A 14090-nucleotide genomic window follows, 5' to 3' on the forward strand; every position below is an offset into this window, starting at 1 on the left:
TTTAAATATATGGTAATCATGAAAATGTAGTTTGAAATATAAGGGTTGACCCGTAAAGTTCACCCCATGTTTGAAATTGCTCTCATTTCTGCCGGGTTTTTTGTCGGGATCGTGGTCGGGTTGACCGGTGTCGGCGGCGGCTCGCTGATGACGCCCATCCTGATTTTTGTCTTCGGCGTCAAGCCCTACATGGCGGTCGGCACCGACCTGCTGTTTGCGGCCTTCACCAAAATGGGCGGCACCGTGAAGATGGCGCGCTCCGGCCTGGTGCCCTGGCGCGTGGTACTGCACCTCAGCGCGGGTAGCATTCCGGCGGCACTCATCACGCTGTGGGTGCTCAAGAACGTCGGCCCGGCCGATGCCGCCATTCAACAGGTCATGACCTCGACATTGGGCGTGGCCCTGCTGCTGACCGCTGCCGCCACCCTGTACAAGGCCGTGCGTGGCAAGACCGCGCCGGTGCGGATTGCCGCCGGCCAGGAGGCCGTGGCCACCACGCCGCGCCACTGGAGCCTGCCACTGCTGCTGGGTGCGCTGATCGGCACGCTGGTGTCACTGACTTCGGTGGGCGCCGGTGCCATTGGTGTCACCGCGCTGATGCTGCTCTACCCCTTGCTGCCGTTGCCGCGCATTGTGGCTGCCGACATTGCTTATGCCGTGCCGCTGACGCTGGTGGCCGGTGCGGGTCATGCCTCGCTGGGCTCGGTCGACTGGTCGATGCTGAGCCTGCTGTTGGCGGGCTCGCTGCCCGGCATTTGGCTCGGTTCGCACTTCATGACCCGCGTGTCCGAGCGCGCCATTCGTTCGCTGCTGTCGGTGCTGCTGGCCTATGCCGGCACCAAGTTGATTGCCCTGTGATGAAGCAATGCTTGGTTCATGGTCGACTGAAGTCGACCCCACAAACCTCAAAACATTTTTTCACCAAGTGACAAACCATGTACCAATACACCGACTTTGACCGCCAATTTATCCACCAGCGCGCCGCCCAGTACCGCGATCAGCTTGAGCGCAATCTGAGCGGCGAGCTCAAGGAAGACGAATTTCGCCCATTGCGCCTGCAAAACGGCTGGTATGTGCAGCGCTATGCGCCCATGCTGCGCGTGGCCGTGCCTTACGGTGAATTGGCCAGCCGTCAATTGCGCGTTCTGGCCCGCATTGCCCGCGACTTTGATCAGCCCAGCGCCGCGGTTTACCAGCACGCCAGCGAGAGCCAGGCCGAGTTCGGCACGTCACACCTGCCGGTCGGTTACGGTCATTTCAGCACCCGTCAGAACGTGCAGTTCAACTGGATCCCGCTGGATAGAAGCGCCGACGTGATGGATCTGCTGGCCACGGTCGACCTGCACGGCATCCAGACCAGCGGCAATTGCATCCGCAACATCACCAGCGACGCACTGGCTGGCATCGCGCCCGATGAGCTCATCGACCCGCGCCCCTATGCCGAAATCATGCGCCAGTGGAGCACCCTGCACCCCGAGTTTGCCTTCCTGCCGCGCAAATTCAAGATCGCCATCAACGGTGCAGCTGAAGATCGCGCCGCTGTCTCCTGGCATGACGTTGGCCTGCACCTGCGCCGCGACGCGCAGGGCCAAGTCGGCTTCAAGGTGCTGGTCGGTGGCGGCATGGGCCGCACCCCCATGATTGCCGGCACGCTGCGCGAGTTTTTGCCCTGGAACCAGATCCTCAATTATCTGGAGGCCGTGGTGCGCGTCTACAACCGCTTCGGTCGCCGCGACAACCTGTACAAGGCGCGTATCAAGATTTTGGTGAAAGCCGAGGGCCAGCGTTTTGTCGACGAGGTCGAGGCCGAATACCAGGACATTCTGGCGCACGACGGTGCCGCACACGCCATTCCTCAGGCCGAGCTGGACCGGGTTTCCGCCCATTTCCTGCCGCCCGCCACCATGGATCGCCACGGCCTGCGGCCTCGCGATGACGAAGCTTCCGTCATTGCGAGCGAAGCGCGGCAATCCATGTCTGCAAGCGCAACCGATTCACCGGACTACCGGCGCTGGCTCGCCCAAAACGTGCGTGCCCACAAAAATCCGGCCTTGCGCGCGGTCACGCTGTCGTTCAAGCGCCTGGGCCACGCGCCCGGCGACGCCACCGCCGACCAGCTCGACGCCGCCGCCGACTTGGCCGATCGTTTCAGCGCCGGTGAAGCCCGCGTCACCCACGAGCAAAACCTGCTGCTGCCTTGGGTCGCCGAGCACGACCTGCCCGCGCTTTGGCACGCTGCCCGGCGCTTGGGTGTGGCCAAGGCCAACATCGGCCTGCTCACCGACATGATCACCTGCCCCGGCGGCGACCTGTGCGCGCTGGCCAACGCCCGCTCGCTGCCGCTGGCGCAAGCCGTGACCGAGCGCTTCCAGGACCTGGATGAGCTGTTCGACATCGGCCCGGTCGACCTGCACATCAGCGGTTGCATGAACTCCTGCGGCCACCACCACACCGGCCACATCGGCATTTTGGGTGTCGACAAGGACGGCCGCGAGTGGTACCAGATCTCGCTCGGCGGCTCCGACGGCAGCCATCTGAGCGGCGCGGCCGTGCCCGGCAAGGTGATCGGCCCGTCGTTTGCAGCGAGCGAAGTGACCGACGTGGTCGAGGCGCTCATCGACAGCTACCGCGTGTACCGCAAGGCGGGCGAAACCTTCATCGACTGCGTGCGCCGCGTCGGCGCTGACCCCTTCAAGCTGGCCGCCAACGCCGTGCGCCACGAAACCCGCGATGGCGGCCGCGTGCTGCATGTCCACCTGGCCACCGCCGACGCCGCCACCGACTGACCCCTGGAATACCCTGAACATGAACACGCTTGAATTGATCCCATCAGACGCCACGACTGAATCACCTGCCGGTTTGCAGGTCATCAAACTCGCCAACGACGCCAACCCGAGCACGCTGGCACTGGACGGTGTGACACGCATTGAATTGAATTTCCCCAAGTTTACCGACGGCCGCGCCTTCAGCCAGGCTTACCTGCTGCGCCGCCGCCTTGGTTTCAAGGGCGACATTCGCGCTACCGGCGACGTGCTGGTGGACCAACTGCTGCAAATGCAGCGTTCAGGCTTCAGTTCGGCCGTGCTGCGTGCCGACCAAAACCTGGCCCACGCGCAACGCCAACTCACACACTTTGCCGGTTTTTACCAAGGCGATGCGGCGCAGCCCCAACCCCAATTCGTTTTGCACGGAGCCACGGCATGAGCGCCATCGACCTCAACGCCCGCGCGTCCAGCACCTTTGCGGAAAAACTCGCCGAGACCCAGGCGCTATTGCAACAGGCCGCGCTGGACTACGCACCAAGGAACACAGGCGACGCACCACGCATCACGCTGGCCTGCAGCCTGGGTGCCGAAGACATGGTGTTGGCCCACCTGGTCAACAGCCTGAAACTCGACATCGGCATCTTTGTGCTGGAAACCGGCCAGCTCCATGTCGAGACGCTGGCGCTGCTGGCCCGGCTGCAAGCCACGTCACGGGCACCAGTGCAGGTGTTCATGCCCGTGCGGGAAGCAGTCATCCAGTTCGTGGAACGCGAAGGCACCGACGCCATGTACCAGAGCATTGCCCTGCGCAAGGCCTGCTGCGCGATCCGCAAGATGGAGCCGCTGAGCCGCGCCCTAGCGGACAAGGACGCCTGGATCACCGGCCTGCGTCGTGAACAGTCGGGTGCCCGTGCCGAAGTGCCTTTGACAGACCGCAGCGACGCCGCCAAGGTCAAGCTCAATCCGCTGGCCAACTGGACCTGGGGCGACGTGTGGCATTACATCGCTGACAACAAGGTGGACTACAACCCGCTGCACGACCAATTTTACCCCAGCGTTGGCTGCGCCCCCTGCACCCGTGCCATCAGTCTCGGTGAAGACTTTCGCGCCGGCCGCTGGTGGTGGGAAGACGAGGCCGCCAAGGAATGCGGCCTGCATGTCAAAGCCAGCCTGTAACAACTAACGCATCCCAAAAATGAACGCTCCTACCTCACTCGAACTGCTGCACCCCATGACGCACCACCGCCCCGACCATCTCAGCAACGCCCACCTGGACGCGCTGGAAGAAGAAACCATCTTCATCCTGCGCGAAGTCGCCGCCGCCTTCGAGCGCCCCACCCTGCTGTTTTCGGGCGGCAAAGACTCGTTGGTGATGCTCAAATGCGCCGAAAAAGCCTTTGGTACCCCGGCCACCGGCGGCAAGATTCCCTACCCGCTGCTGATGATCGACACCGGTCACAACTTCCACGAGGTCACCGACTTCCGCGACGCGCGCGCCGCTGAGTTGGGTGCCGACCTGATTGTGCGCAGCGTCGAAGACTCGATGGCGCGCGGCACCGTGCGCCTGGCGCATCCGGGCGAGTCGCGCAACGTGCACCAGTCGGTCACACTGCTCGAGGCCATCGAAGAATTCCGCTTTGACGCGCTCATCGGCGGCGCCCGCCGCGACGAGGAAAAAGCCCGCGCCAAGGAACGCATCTTCAGCCACCGCGACAGCTTCGGTCAGTGGCAACCCAAAGACCAGCGCCCTGAGCTGTGGACGCTGTTCAACACCAAACTGCAACCCGGCGAGCACTTCCGCGTGTTCCCGATCAGCAACTGGACCGAGCTCGATGTGTGGCAATACATTGCCCGCGAAGCCATCGCCCTTCCCTCGCTCTACTACACCCACCAGCGCGAGGTGGTCGAGCGCAAGGGCCTGCTGGTGCCGGTGACCGAGCTGACCCCCTTGAAACCCGGCGAAGTGGCCGAGTTGCGCGACGTCCGCTTTCGCACCGTGGGCGACATCACCTGCACCTGCCCGGTGGAAAGCCTGGCCGCCACGCCCGAGCAGATCGTGCTGGAAACCCTGGCGGCTGACGTCAGTGAGCGCGGCGCCACCCGCATGGACGACAAAACCTCAGAGGCTTCGATGGAGAAGCGCAAGAAAGATGGATATTTCTAATGAACACATTCGACACCAGCTCAGCCCTCAAATTCATCACCTGCGGCAGCGTGGACGATGGCAAGAGCACGCTCATTGGCCGCCCGCTGCTCGACAGCAAAAGCGTGCTGCAAGACCAACTGGCCAACGTCTCCAAAAGCGGCGAGGCCGACCTGGCGCAGTTCACCGACGGCTTGAGCGCCGAGCGCGAGCAAGGCATCACCATCGACGTGGCCTACCGCTACTTCAACACGGCCGAGCGCAAGTTCATCATCGGCGACGCGCCCGGCCATGAGCAGTACACCCGCAACATGGTCACCGCCGCCAGCAGTGCCGATGCCGCCGTGGTGCTGGTCGACGCCACCAAACTGCAATGGCAGGATACGGACTTGAGCCTGCTGCCACAAACGCGCCGCCATTCCTTGCTGTGCCATATGCTGCGCGTACCCAGCATTGTTTTTGCGGTCAACAAGCTTGATGCCCTGGGCGACGATGCGGCAAAAGCCTTTGCCAACATCAGCGCCGCGCTGGAAAAGTTCTCCAGCGAGGCCGAGCTGGAATTCGCCACCATCGTGCCGATTTCCGCGCTCAAGGGCCACAATGTGGTCGACGCCAAGGACGACGGCTGGTGCGGCTACACCGGCCCCAGCTTGCTCGACATCCTGGAAGGGCTGCCGGTGATCCCCGCCGACACGCAATTACCGCTGGCGTTTCCGGTGCAATGGGTCGAAAAGTTCTCGGACAGCGCCGATACCTCACAAGGCCGCCGGGTGTTCTGGGGCCGTGTTGGCGCGGGCGTGGCCCAGGTGGGCCAGAGCGTCAAGGTGCTGCCCAGCGGCCAAACCGCCACCGTGGCCCAAGTGCTGGGCCACACCCGCCTGCCCCGCGCTGTGCCGGCCGGTCACAGCGCCGGCATCGTGCTCGACCGCGAGGTCGACGTGTCGCGCGGCGACTGGCTGCTGGCCACGGAATCACCAGCCCCGAGCCGCGAACTCGCGGTGACGGTGGCCTGGATGGACGACGAACCGCTGGTGGCGGGGCGCGTGTATTGGGCGCTGCACGGCCACCGCTGGGTCAAGGCGCGGGTCAAGCGCGTGGTGCATCGGCTCGACATCAACACGCTGGCCGAGGAAGACGCCAGCGCGCTGCCCGCCAACAGCATCGGCCATGTCGAACTGAGCCTGCAGGAGCCGCTGGCGGTGCGGCCCTTTCTTGAGTCGCGCGTGCTGGGGGCCTTGGTACTGGTCGACACCGCCAGCCACAAAACGGCCGGGGCCGCCCTGGTCAATTGACACACATCAAGGCTCAAAAGCGGCAATGCCACTATGCTCCTTGCCCTTGCACCCGAGCCTTTAAAATCACGCTTTTGCTTTCAACCGAAGAAATTTCAAAATGACCCATACCGTCACCGAAGCCTGTATCAAATGCAAGTACACCGATTGCGTCGATGTCTGCCCCGTGGACTGTTTTCGCGAAGGCCCCAACTTTTTGACCATCGACCCCGATGAATGCATCGACTGCGCGGTCTGCATCCCCGAATGCCCGGTGAACGCCATTTACGCCGAAGAAGACGTGCCCAAGGACCAGCGCCACATGACCAAACTCAACGCCGAGCTGGCCAAGCTGCCCACCTGGAAAAGCATCACCAAACGCAAGGCCGCACTGCCCGAAGCCGAAGAGTGGAAAGACAAGACCGGCAAGCTGTCAGAGCTGATCCGCTGAACCTGTCACCATGAATCCCTGGCCCCTGGATTGCCGCGTCGCTCACGCTCCTCGCAATGACGGTGCTTTGACTCGTCATTGCGAGTCCCCCGTATCCGGCCCGCTACCGCACACGGACCTTGAGCCTAAAGTTGTCATCCCGGGCTCGACCCGGGATCCAGAACTCCGGCAATCATGGATTGCGGATCAAGTCCGCAATGACACCTAAGAGACGAACGGTTCATGGAAAGCGAAGCGCGGCAATCCATGCAGTCTGACCTGCCCCCCATCCACACCGACGCCCTCGTCATCGGAGCCGGGCCGGTGGGCTTGTTCCAGGTGTTTCAACTGGGCCTGCAGGGCATCCATGCCCAAGTGGTCGATGTGCTCGACCAGGCGGGTGGCCAATGCATCGAACTCTACCCCGACAAACCCATTTACGACATCCCCGGCCTGCCTTACAGCACCGGCCGCGATCTGACCCAGCGCCTGCTTGAACAAGTGGCGCCCTTCCAGCCCGCGTTTCACTTCAAGCAGCAGGTTGGCCAGCTTGACCGCCAGCCCGACGGCCGCTGGCTGGTTGCCACGCCAAAGCAGCAATTTTTAACGCGCACCCTGTTCATTGCCGCCGGTGTGGGCGCCTTTGTGCCCAAGGAACTCAGGCTCGACGGGCTGCCAGCCTTTGCCGACACACAGCTGTTTTACCGCCTCCCCAATGACGCACAAATCAAGGGCCGGCAGGTGGTGGTGCTCGGCGGTGAAGAAACTGCGGTCGACTGCGCCATTGCGCTCGCCACGGCGGAATCACCTTCGGCCGCCAGCGTCACCCTGGTGCACCGGCGCGACGTGCTGCAGGCCAGGCCCGACGCCCTGGAAAAGCTGGCCCAATTACGCGCCAGCGGCCGCATCGCCTTCATCGCCGGACAAATCACCGGCATCGAAACACGGGGCGGCCGGCTTGTGGCTGTGAAGGTGACCACTCCCGAAGACCAGACCTTGAGCCTGCCTGTGGACGTGTTGCTGGTGAACCAGGGCATCAGCCCCAAACTCGGACCCATCGCCGATTGGGGCCTGGCCATGGCGCGCAAACAGCTCAGCGTCGACCCGGCCACGTTCGCCACCAGCGAAACCGGCATTTACGCCGTGGGCGACATCAACAGCTACCCCGGCAAGAAGAAACTCATCGTCTGCGGTTTTCACGAAGCCACGCTGGCCGCGTTTGCCGCCGCCAGCTACCTGGACCCGCACGCTTCTGGGGTACTGCAATACACCACCAGCAGCGCGCTGTTGCAGCAGCGGCTGGGGGTGAAAGAAATTACTTCCCCACCAGCTGGTTAAGCTTGTCGGCCTCGAAGTGCTCCTGCCTGGCCGCGTCCAGCGGCACGATGGAGGCAACCTGACGCGGGCAATTGAGCTGCTCGATGGCTTTCCAGATCATGGCGATCTGATGTTCCTGGGTGGCGGCGTTGTCGATCAGACCGCGCATGGCCTGGCTCAGCGGGTCGTCGTTTTGCGTGACACCGTAGGCCGAAAACCCCATTTTGGAGGCCACCTCCTCGCGCTTGACGTCAAGCTCTGCCTGGATGATGCGCGCCGGGTTGCCCACGGCGGTAGCACCGGCGGGCACCGGCTTGGTCACTACCGCATTCGACCCCACCTTGGCGCCATCGCCCACGACAAAACCACCCAGCACCTGCGCCCCGGCGCCCACCACCACACCCCGGCCCAAGGTGGGGTGGCGTTTGGTGCCCTTGTACAGCGAGGTGCCGCCCAGCGTCACGCCCTGGTAAATGGTGCAGTCATCGCCAATTTCGGCGGTCTCGCCGACCACCACGCCCATGGCATGGTCAAAAAACACGCGCTCACCCACCTTGGCGCCGGGGTGGATCTCGATGCCGGTTAAGAAGCGCGACAGTTGCGAGATAAAGCGCCCCAGCCATTTAAGGTCATTGGTCCAGCAGGCGTGCGCCAGCCGGTGCAGCAGCACGGCATGCACGCCGGGGTAGCAGGTCAGCACTTCCCAAAAAGTACGGGCCGCCGGGTCACGCTCCAAAATGCATTGAACGTCAGATTTGAGTCTTGAAAACATGGGGTAAGTTTATTCGCTGACACATGGCCCCGTCACTACCGACGGTATCGTCATTGCGAGCGTAGCGCGGCAATCCATGCATTTGAATTTATTGCTTCATCATCATCTTGGCAATACCGCGCAGGATGTGGATTTCTTCCTGCGTCACGGCGGCGCGGTTGAACAGCTGGTTCAGGCGCGGCATGAGTTTTTTGGGCGACTTCGGGTCCAGAAAACCGATACTGGCGAGCCCTTGCTCCAGGTGGCTTAGCATGCCGGCCACCTGCGCGGCGTCGGCCAGCACCGGCTCGGCGGTGGCCGCCTGAACCGGGTAGCCACCCAACGCCTCGCGCCAGTCATAGGCAATCACCTGCAGCGCCGCCGCCAGATTCAGCGAGCCAAACTTGGGGTTGCTCGGAATGCTCAGACAGGCGTGGCAGCGGTAAACGTCGTCGTTGGCCATGCCAAAACGCTCAGAGCCAAATAAAAAAGCCACGCCGGTATGGCTGGCCTCGGTGGCTTTCAGCAGCGCGTCAAAGTGCGCGCGCGGCGCCACCGTGGGCGGGCCGAAGTCGCGCGGCGTCATCGCCGTGGCGCACAGGTGGGTCATGCCATCCAGCGCCTCGTCGAGCGTGGCCACGATGCGCGCGTTCTTGAGCACATCCAGCGCGCCGCTGGCACGCTGGATGGTTTCTTCGCGCTTGAGCACATTGGCCCAGCGCGGCGCCACCAGTACCAGGTCATCAAAACCCATGGTCTTCATGGCACGGGCGGCAGCGCCGACATTGCCGGCGTGGCTGGTGTTGATCAGGATAAATCGCGTCTGCATGGGGAAGCCTAAACAGGAGCCGTTAAAATAGAGCTATTGTCGCTGTCCGCATCGCCGGGCAAGTGCGCCGCTCATCCCTCACACAGACTCAGGCCCGATCCGTCCGTCTTATACAACTTATATGTCAATTTCAAACCTGCACCCCATGGTCAACGTGGCCGTCAAAGCCGCACGCGCAGCCGGCGCCATCATCAACCGCGCCGCCCTCGACGTCGAGTCGGTCCGCGTTTCCCAGAAGCAGGTCAATGACTTTGTCACCGAGGTGGACCAGGCGTCGGAAGAAATCATCATCGAAACCCTGCTCGGCGCCTACCCCGGCCACGCGATCTGGGCTGAAGAGTCCGGCCGCGTGCACGGCGCGCAAGACTCCGAGTTTGTCTGGATCATCGACCCGCTCGACGGCACCACCAACTTCATCCACGGCCTGCCCATTTACTGCGTCAGCATTGCACTGGCGGTCAAGGGCAAGGTCGAGCAGGCCGTCATCTACGACCCCAGCCGCAACGACCTGTTCACTGCCACCAAGGGCCGCGGCGCCTACCTCAACAACCGCCGCCTGCGCGTCGCCAAGCGCACCCGCCTGCAGGAATGCCTGCTTTCCACCGGCTTCCCCTACCGTCAGGAAGACGACATCAACACCTACCTGCGCCTGATGGGCGACATGATGCAGCGCACCGCCGGCCTGCGCCGCCCGGGTGCCGCCGCGCTTGACCTGGCCTATGTGGCAGCCGGCTTCACCGACGGCTTTTTTGAGTTGGGCCTGCAACCCTGGGACGTGGCCGCAGGTTCACTGCTGATCACCGAAGCCGGCGGTCTGGTCGGCAACTTCTCGGGCGACGCCAATTTTCTGGAACAAAGAGAATGCATGGCGGGCAACCCGCGCATCTACGGCCAGATGGTGGCCATTTTGGGTAAATACAGCAAATTTGCCAGCGCCGGCGACAAAGCCGCCGTGCGCGAAGCGGTGGCCGAGCTGGCCAAAACACCCATCTAAGACAGCCAGCAGGACAGCCATCGGCCCGGGGCGTGCCTCCCACCTCACAAACTTGCCCCAATCTTCCGCAACCGCGCAGATGCGGCTTGGGCCTCTGCCAAAAGCAGTTCCCAATTGTCTGGTGGATGGCCACTCTCCAACATCATGCGGAATACGCGATAGGCATCGTTGCCGCTTTCATACGCGCGTTTGGTGTCTTCGTCGTTCACCCATGTAAAAACGATGACTTTGCTCCGGGCGTGATAGCGAAAGAAAAGGCGGTATTGTTGAAAAAACTTGGCTCGAAACCAGTGCTTATGTTCATCCCCAAGCGTGGTTCCCTGACGGTATTCGGCGCGCGCCGGGTCTTGTGGAATCACCTCAAAAGCCAGCTTGGCGATGGCGGCCAGACGCTTTGCAGCGTTCTTCTTGACGAAGCCAATGGCATCCTTTTGCCTCAAGACCTCCACCTGCCGACTCAATAACTCAAGCTGATCGAGAAACAGGGGATGCGCGAAGAGGGTCCAGCCATTAACAACCAAGAATGCCGGTGAAGCCTGACTCATTCATCTTCTGCCGACAGTGCCGCATCGAGATCCACTTTCACATCTCCGACCAAGCTCTGAATACGCTGAACCAGCCCGGCATCAAGAGCTGCCAGCCGCTCCGGATGGGTTGCCATGTCGTGCGCCAGAAAGTTCAAAAATTGGCCCATCACCGGATCGTCGCTTGTCGTCTTGGTAGCACGTGTCAGCACCACATCGCCATCTGGGCGGATCGTGAAATGGATTTTGTCACGCTTTCCAAGCCTGAGTGCCCGGCGAACAGACTCTGGCACCGTGGTTTGGTAACGCTCAGTAAGTGTGGATTCAGCTTCAAGAATGGCGGGCATGATGGTCTTGGGTGCTAGGTAATTAATGAGTGTAATGAGTGCAAATGGTAATGCGATTGCATTGCCTTGTCAATGCAAAAGCGATGAACAAGGCCGGAAACGATGTGGGTCCAGGCCTGTGGCTGGGAACCCTTGCGGTAGATGATCTGGCCGGCATCCAGAGACTCGACTTTGATGCAGGGCAAAACCCGCAGCACGCGTTGCTCTGAAAGCCCGAGACCTTTGAGTAATTGGTAGGCGTAAATTGACACGCGACACCAATTACACGGTTAGCTTGAGATACATATTGTTTGACAAAACAACCTCCTCTTTTTAATTAACCCGATTCTTATGAATCCAGATCAAGCGGAGGTGCACTTTGTTGGTGCATGAACAAAGTCAGCGACTTTTTTGTCGTTTTGGACCTTTCCCTCCCCTGCGTATTCCTGTGAACGTGACCACTGATTCCGGCAGTCCTGGATTGCCGCGCTTCGCTCGCAATGACGACACGTAGTTACCGGCGTCTGGCCGAGCGCACGCCGGGGAGTTCGGCGACCAGGCCCAGCACCTTGTGCAGGCGGCCGGAGTCGGTGACTTCGACGGTGAAGGTCATCCAGGCCGTGCCTTTGATGGACTGGGTCTGCACGCCGATGACGTTCATTTTTTCCTTGGTGAAGACCTCGGAGATGTCGCGCAGCAGGCCTTGCCGGTCTTGCGCCTGCACCGCCACATCGACCGGGAACACCGAGCCGCCGGCGGTCTGGTTCAAACCCCACTCCACATCGATCAGGCGTTCGCCGTTTTTGGCGACCATTTCCTTCAGGTTGGGGCAGTCGGTGCGGTGCACACTGACGCCCTTGCCCCGGGTGACGAAGCCGCAGATGGCGTCGGGCGGCGCCGGTTTGCAGCATTTGGCCATTTGGGTCATGAGCGAGTCCACCCCCACCACCAGCAAGCCGCCTTTGCTGGGGTTGCTGTCGCTGCGGGGCTTGCGGATGAGCGGTGCCTCCAGGTCATGCTGGGGCGGTTCGTCGGGGCGCAGCAGTTGCTCGATGGTGCGCAGCGAAAATTCTTCCTTGCCCACCACTTCAAACAGCGCGTCGGCCGAGGTGAAGCCAAGCTGGGAGGCCAGGTCGTCGAGCTTGAGGGCGGTTTTGCCTTCGCGTTGCAGCAGTTTTTCAACCAACTCACGGCCTTTGGCGGTGGTCTCGGCCAGGGCCAGGGCGTTGAACCAGGCCCGCACCTTGGTGCGCGCACGGTGGCTGACCAGGTAGCCCTGCTCGGGGTTGAGCCAGTCGCGCGAGGGGCCGCCCTCTTTCACCGTGATGACTTCCACGGTTTGGCCGTTTTTGAGCGGCGTGTTGAGCGGCACCATGACGCCGTCGACGCGCGCGCCGCGGCAGCGGTGGCCCAGGCTGGTGTGCACGCTGTAGGCGAAGTCGACCGCGGTGGCGCCCTGCGGCAGTTCGACAATGGCGGCCTCGGGGGTGAGCACGTAGATGAGGTCGTCAAACACGCCCTGGGTCTGGGTGCCGGAGAGGTCGCGCTCCCATTCGAGCAGTTGGCGCAGCACGGCAATTTTGGCGTCATAGGCGCCGCTGGCCGAGACCCCGGCGTAGCCCTTGGCGCCGGCCTCCTTGTAGGCCCAGTGCGCGGCGACACCGTTTTCGGCGTGGTCGTGCATGGCCTGGGTGCGGATCTGGATTTCGCAGACCTGACCTTCGCTGTCGCGCACCACGGTGTGCAGCGACTGGTAGCCGTTGACCTTGGGTTTGGCGATGTAGTCGTCGAATTCTTCGGCGATGGGCGTGAAATGGCTGTGCACCCAGCTCAGGGCGGCGTAGCACTCGGGCACGCTGGCCACAATGACGCGCAGCGCGCGCACGTCGTAGATGTGCGCAAAGTCGAGGCCCTTGCCGCGCATTTTCTTGACAATGCTGTAAATGTGCTTGGGCCGGCCCGAAACCGTGGCGCTGAGGCCGTTGGCGACCAGGTCGGATTGCAGCCGGGCGCGCAGGCGCTCGATATTGGCCTCGCGCTCGGCGCGTTTTTCGTCGAGCCAGCTGGCCACCTGGCGGTAGGTGTCGGGCTCCTGGAAACGAAACGCCAGGTCTTCCATTTCCCACTTGATTTCCCAAATGCCCAGGCGGTTGGCCAGCGGCGCAAACACCTGCAGCGCCTCGGCGGCAATGCCTTCGGGCACCGGCAGTTTGGTGGCGGCAAAAAAGCGCAGGGTTTGCAGGCGCGAGGCCAGGCGCAGCATGACCACGCGCAGGTCGCGCGAAAACGCCAGCAGCATCTTGCGCACGTTTTCGGTCTGCATGACGGCGGGTTGCAGACCGGTGGCATGGCCGCGTGCGCGCACCAGCCGGGCCTGGCGCTGCACCCGCACCAGCTTGGTGGTTTCCATGGCGAGCGCGGCAAAGTTGTCGCCAAAGGCCTTGGCGATCACCTCTTGCGGCCGGTTCAGGTGGTCGCAGGCGTAGACCAGGTAGCTGGCGGCCTGCATCGCCTCTGAGCCGCCAATGCTGCGCAAAATGGCGGCCACGGCGTCGGCGTGGGCCAGGATGTTTTCACTGGTGTCGAGCTGTTCGGTGGCCAGCAGCGGTTCGGCAAAGGCGCGCGCGCGCACCAGCGCGTGGGCCTGCTCCGGCAGGCTGTCGGCGGTGGCGGCGACCACCGGCAAGACCGGTTTTCCGGTGGGATCAGGGTGAGCTGTGGCTTGGCTTTTCATCGAAAT

At 62.6% G+C, this 14090-nt stretch carries 14 protein-coding genes; 9 read left to right on the forward strand and 5 right to left on the reverse strand.

Going from position 1 to position 14090, the window contains the following annotated elements; all coding sequences use genetic code 11:
- Window positions 1-66 precede the first annotated feature (66 nt).
- The 8 genes from Q7U49_RS08265 to Q7U49_RS08300 all read left to right on the forward strand — a co-directional run bounded on the left by Q7U49_RS08265 (window position 67) and on the right by Q7U49_RS08300 (window position 7947).
- Window positions 67-858 (forward strand): sulfite exporter TauE/SafE family protein, encoded by a 792-nt coding sequence (locus tag Q7U49_RS08265; protein ID WP_304763713.1) that lies wholly within the window; start codon window positions 67-69, stop codon window positions 856-858.
- 77 nt (window positions 859-935) lie between these two features.
- Complete coding sequence (locus Q7U49_RS08270) at window positions 936-2786, forward strand: nitrite/sulfite reductase (RefSeq protein WP_304763714.1); 1851 nt, start codon at window positions 936-938, stop codon at window positions 2784-2786.
- 19 nt (window positions 2787-2805) lie between these two features.
- Window positions 2806-3204 (forward strand): DUF934 domain-containing protein, encoded by a 399-nt coding sequence (locus tag Q7U49_RS08275; RefSeq protein WP_304763715.1) that lies wholly within the window; start codon window positions 2806-2808, stop codon window positions 3202-3204.
- Window positions 3201-3941 carry a phosphoadenylyl-sulfate reductase gene (locus Q7U49_RS08280; RefSeq protein WP_304763716.1) on the forward strand — a complete coding sequence of 247 codons (741 nt, stop codon included), beginning with the start codon at window positions 3201-3203 and terminating at the stop codon, window positions 3939-3941. Before Q7U49_RS08275 ends, Q7U49_RS08280 begins: the two co-directional genes overlap by 4 nt.
- 19 nt (window positions 3942-3960) lie before the next feature.
- Window positions 3961-4929, forward strand: coding sequence for a sulfate adenylyltransferase subunit CysD (cysD, locus tag Q7U49_RS08285; RefSeq protein WP_304763717.1), 969 nt, complete (start codon window positions 3961-3963; stop codon window positions 4927-4929).
- On the forward strand, window positions 4929-6200 hold the full coding sequence (locus Q7U49_RS08290; RefSeq protein ID WP_304763718.1) for a sulfate adenylyltransferase subunit 1: 1272 nt from the start codon (window positions 4929-4931) through the stop codon (window positions 6198-6200). The genes cysD and Q7U49_RS08290 overlap by 1 nt, the downstream gene beginning before the upstream one ends.
- A gap of 100 nt (window positions 6201-6300) precedes the next feature.
- Window positions 6301-6630: a ferredoxin FdxA gene (gene fdxA, locus Q7U49_RS08295; RefSeq protein WP_300118921.1), complete on the forward strand. Its 330-nt coding sequence runs from the start codon at window positions 6301-6303 to the stop codon at window positions 6628-6630.
- A gap of 222 nt (window positions 6631-6852) precedes the next feature.
- Window positions 6853-7947 (forward strand): NAD(P)/FAD-dependent oxidoreductase, encoded by a 1095-nt coding sequence (locus Q7U49_RS08300; RefSeq protein ID WP_304763719.1) that lies wholly within the window; start codon window positions 6853-6855, stop codon window positions 7945-7947.
- Here the strand turns inward: Q7U49_RS08300 and cysE are convergent.
- Entirely contained in the window at window positions 7925-8698 is a 774-nt protein-coding gene (gene cysE, locus Q7U49_RS08305; protein ID WP_304763720.1) for a serine O-acetyltransferase, read from the reverse strand. The genes Q7U49_RS08300 and cysE overlap by 23 nt on opposite strands.
- A gap of 88 nt (window positions 8699-8786) precedes the next feature.
- Window positions 8787-9506: an RNA methyltransferase gene (locus tag Q7U49_RS08310; RefSeq protein WP_304763721.1), complete on the reverse strand. Its 720-nt coding sequence runs from the start codon at window positions 9504-9506 to the stop codon at window positions 8787-8789.
- A 121-nt stretch (window positions 9507-9627) separates the two neighbouring features.
- Here Q7U49_RS08310 and Q7U49_RS08315 point away from each other — a divergent pair, with 121 nt between their 5' ends.
- Window positions 9628-10500 (forward strand): inositol monophosphatase family protein, encoded by an 873-nt coding sequence (locus Q7U49_RS08315; RefSeq protein ID WP_304763722.1) that lies wholly within the window; start codon window positions 9628-9630, stop codon window positions 10498-10500.
- A 44-nt stretch (window positions 10501-10544) separates the two neighbouring features.
- Here Q7U49_RS08315 and Q7U49_RS08320 read toward each other — a convergent pair whose 3' ends face one another.
- From Q7U49_RS08320 to Q7U49_RS08330, 3 genes are all read right to left on the reverse strand, one after another.
- A complete protein-coding gene (locus tag Q7U49_RS08320) occupies window positions 10545-11045 on the reverse strand; it encodes a type II toxin-antitoxin system YhaV family toxin (protein ID WP_304763723.1) in 501 nt (166 codons plus the stop codon).
- Window positions 11042-11371 carry a type II toxin-antitoxin system PrlF family antitoxin gene (locus Q7U49_RS08325; protein ID WP_304763724.1) on the reverse strand — a complete coding sequence of 110 codons (330 nt, stop codon included), beginning with the start codon at window positions 11369-11371 and terminating at the stop codon, window positions 11042-11044. The genes Q7U49_RS08320 and Q7U49_RS08325 overlap by 4 nt, the downstream gene beginning before the upstream one ends.
- A 493-nt stretch (window positions 11372-11864) precedes the next feature.
- Window positions 11865-14084 carry a bifunctional (p)ppGpp synthetase/guanosine-3',5'-bis(diphosphate) 3'-pyrophosphohydrolase gene (locus Q7U49_RS08330; protein WP_304763725.1) on the reverse strand — a complete coding sequence of 740 codons (2220 nt, stop codon included), beginning with the start codon at window positions 14082-14084 and terminating at the stop codon, window positions 11865-11867.
- Window positions 14085-14090: the final 6 nt, after the last annotated feature.

It is taken from the genome of Rhodoferax sp., from assembly GCF_030653815.1.
In the GTDB taxonomy this organism is placed as follows: Bacteria; Pseudomonadota; Gammaproteobacteria; order Burkholderiales; family Burkholderiaceae_C; genus Rhodoferax.

Excerpts from the sequence above, each read along its gene's own strand:
- Q7U49_RS08265 (WP_304763713.1), top strand. The coding sequence starts at position 67 with ATGTTTGAAATTGCTCTCATTTCTGCCGGGTTTTTTGTCGGGATCGTG.
- Q7U49_RS08270 (WP_304763714.1), top strand. The coding sequence starts at position 936 with ATGTACCAATACACCGACTTTGACCGCCAATTTATCCACCAGCGCGCC.
- Q7U49_RS08275 (WP_304763715.1), top strand. The coding sequence starts at position 2,806 with ATGAACACGCTTGAATTGATCCCATCAGACGCCACGACTGAATCACCT.
- Q7U49_RS08280 (WP_304763716.1), top strand. The coding sequence starts at position 3,201 with ATGAGCGCCATCGACCTCAACGCCCGCGCGTCCAGCACCTTTGCGGAA.
- cysD (WP_304763717.1), top strand. The coding sequence starts at position 3,961 with ATGAACGCTCCTACCTCACTCGAACTGCTGCACCCCATGACGCACCAC.
- Q7U49_RS08290 (WP_304763718.1), top strand. The coding sequence starts at position 4,929 with ATGAACACATTCGACACCAGCTCAGCCCTCAAATTCATCACCTGCGGC.
- fdxA (WP_300118921.1), top strand. The coding sequence starts at position 6,301 with ATGACCCATACCGTCACCGAAGCCTGTATCAAATGCAAGTACACCGAT.
- Q7U49_RS08300 (WP_304763719.1), top strand. The coding sequence starts at position 6,853 with ATGGAAAGCGAAGCGCGGCAATCCATGCAGTCTGACCTGCCCCCCATC.
- cysE (WP_304763720.1), bottom strand. The coding sequence starts at position 8,698 with ATGTTTTCAAGACTCAAATCTGACGTTCAATGCATTTTGGAGCGTGAC.
- Q7U49_RS08310 (WP_304763721.1), bottom strand. The coding sequence starts at position 9,506 with ATGCAGACGCGATTTATCCTGATCAACACCAGCCACGCCGGCAATGTC.
- Q7U49_RS08315 (WP_304763722.1), top strand. The coding sequence starts at position 9,628 with ATGTCAATTTCAAACCTGCACCCCATGGTCAACGTGGCCGTCAAAGCC.
- Q7U49_RS08320 (WP_304763723.1), bottom strand. The coding sequence starts at position 11,045 with ATGAGTCAGGCTTCACCGGCATTCTTGGTTGTTAATGGCTGGACCCTC.
- Q7U49_RS08325 (WP_304763724.1), bottom strand. The coding sequence starts at position 11,371 with ATGCCCGCCATTCTTGAAGCTGAATCCACACTTACTGAGCGTTACCAA.
- Q7U49_RS08330 (WP_304763725.1), bottom strand. The coding sequence starts at position 14,084 with ATGAAAAGCCAAGCCACAGCTCACCCTGATCCCACCGGAAAACCGGTC.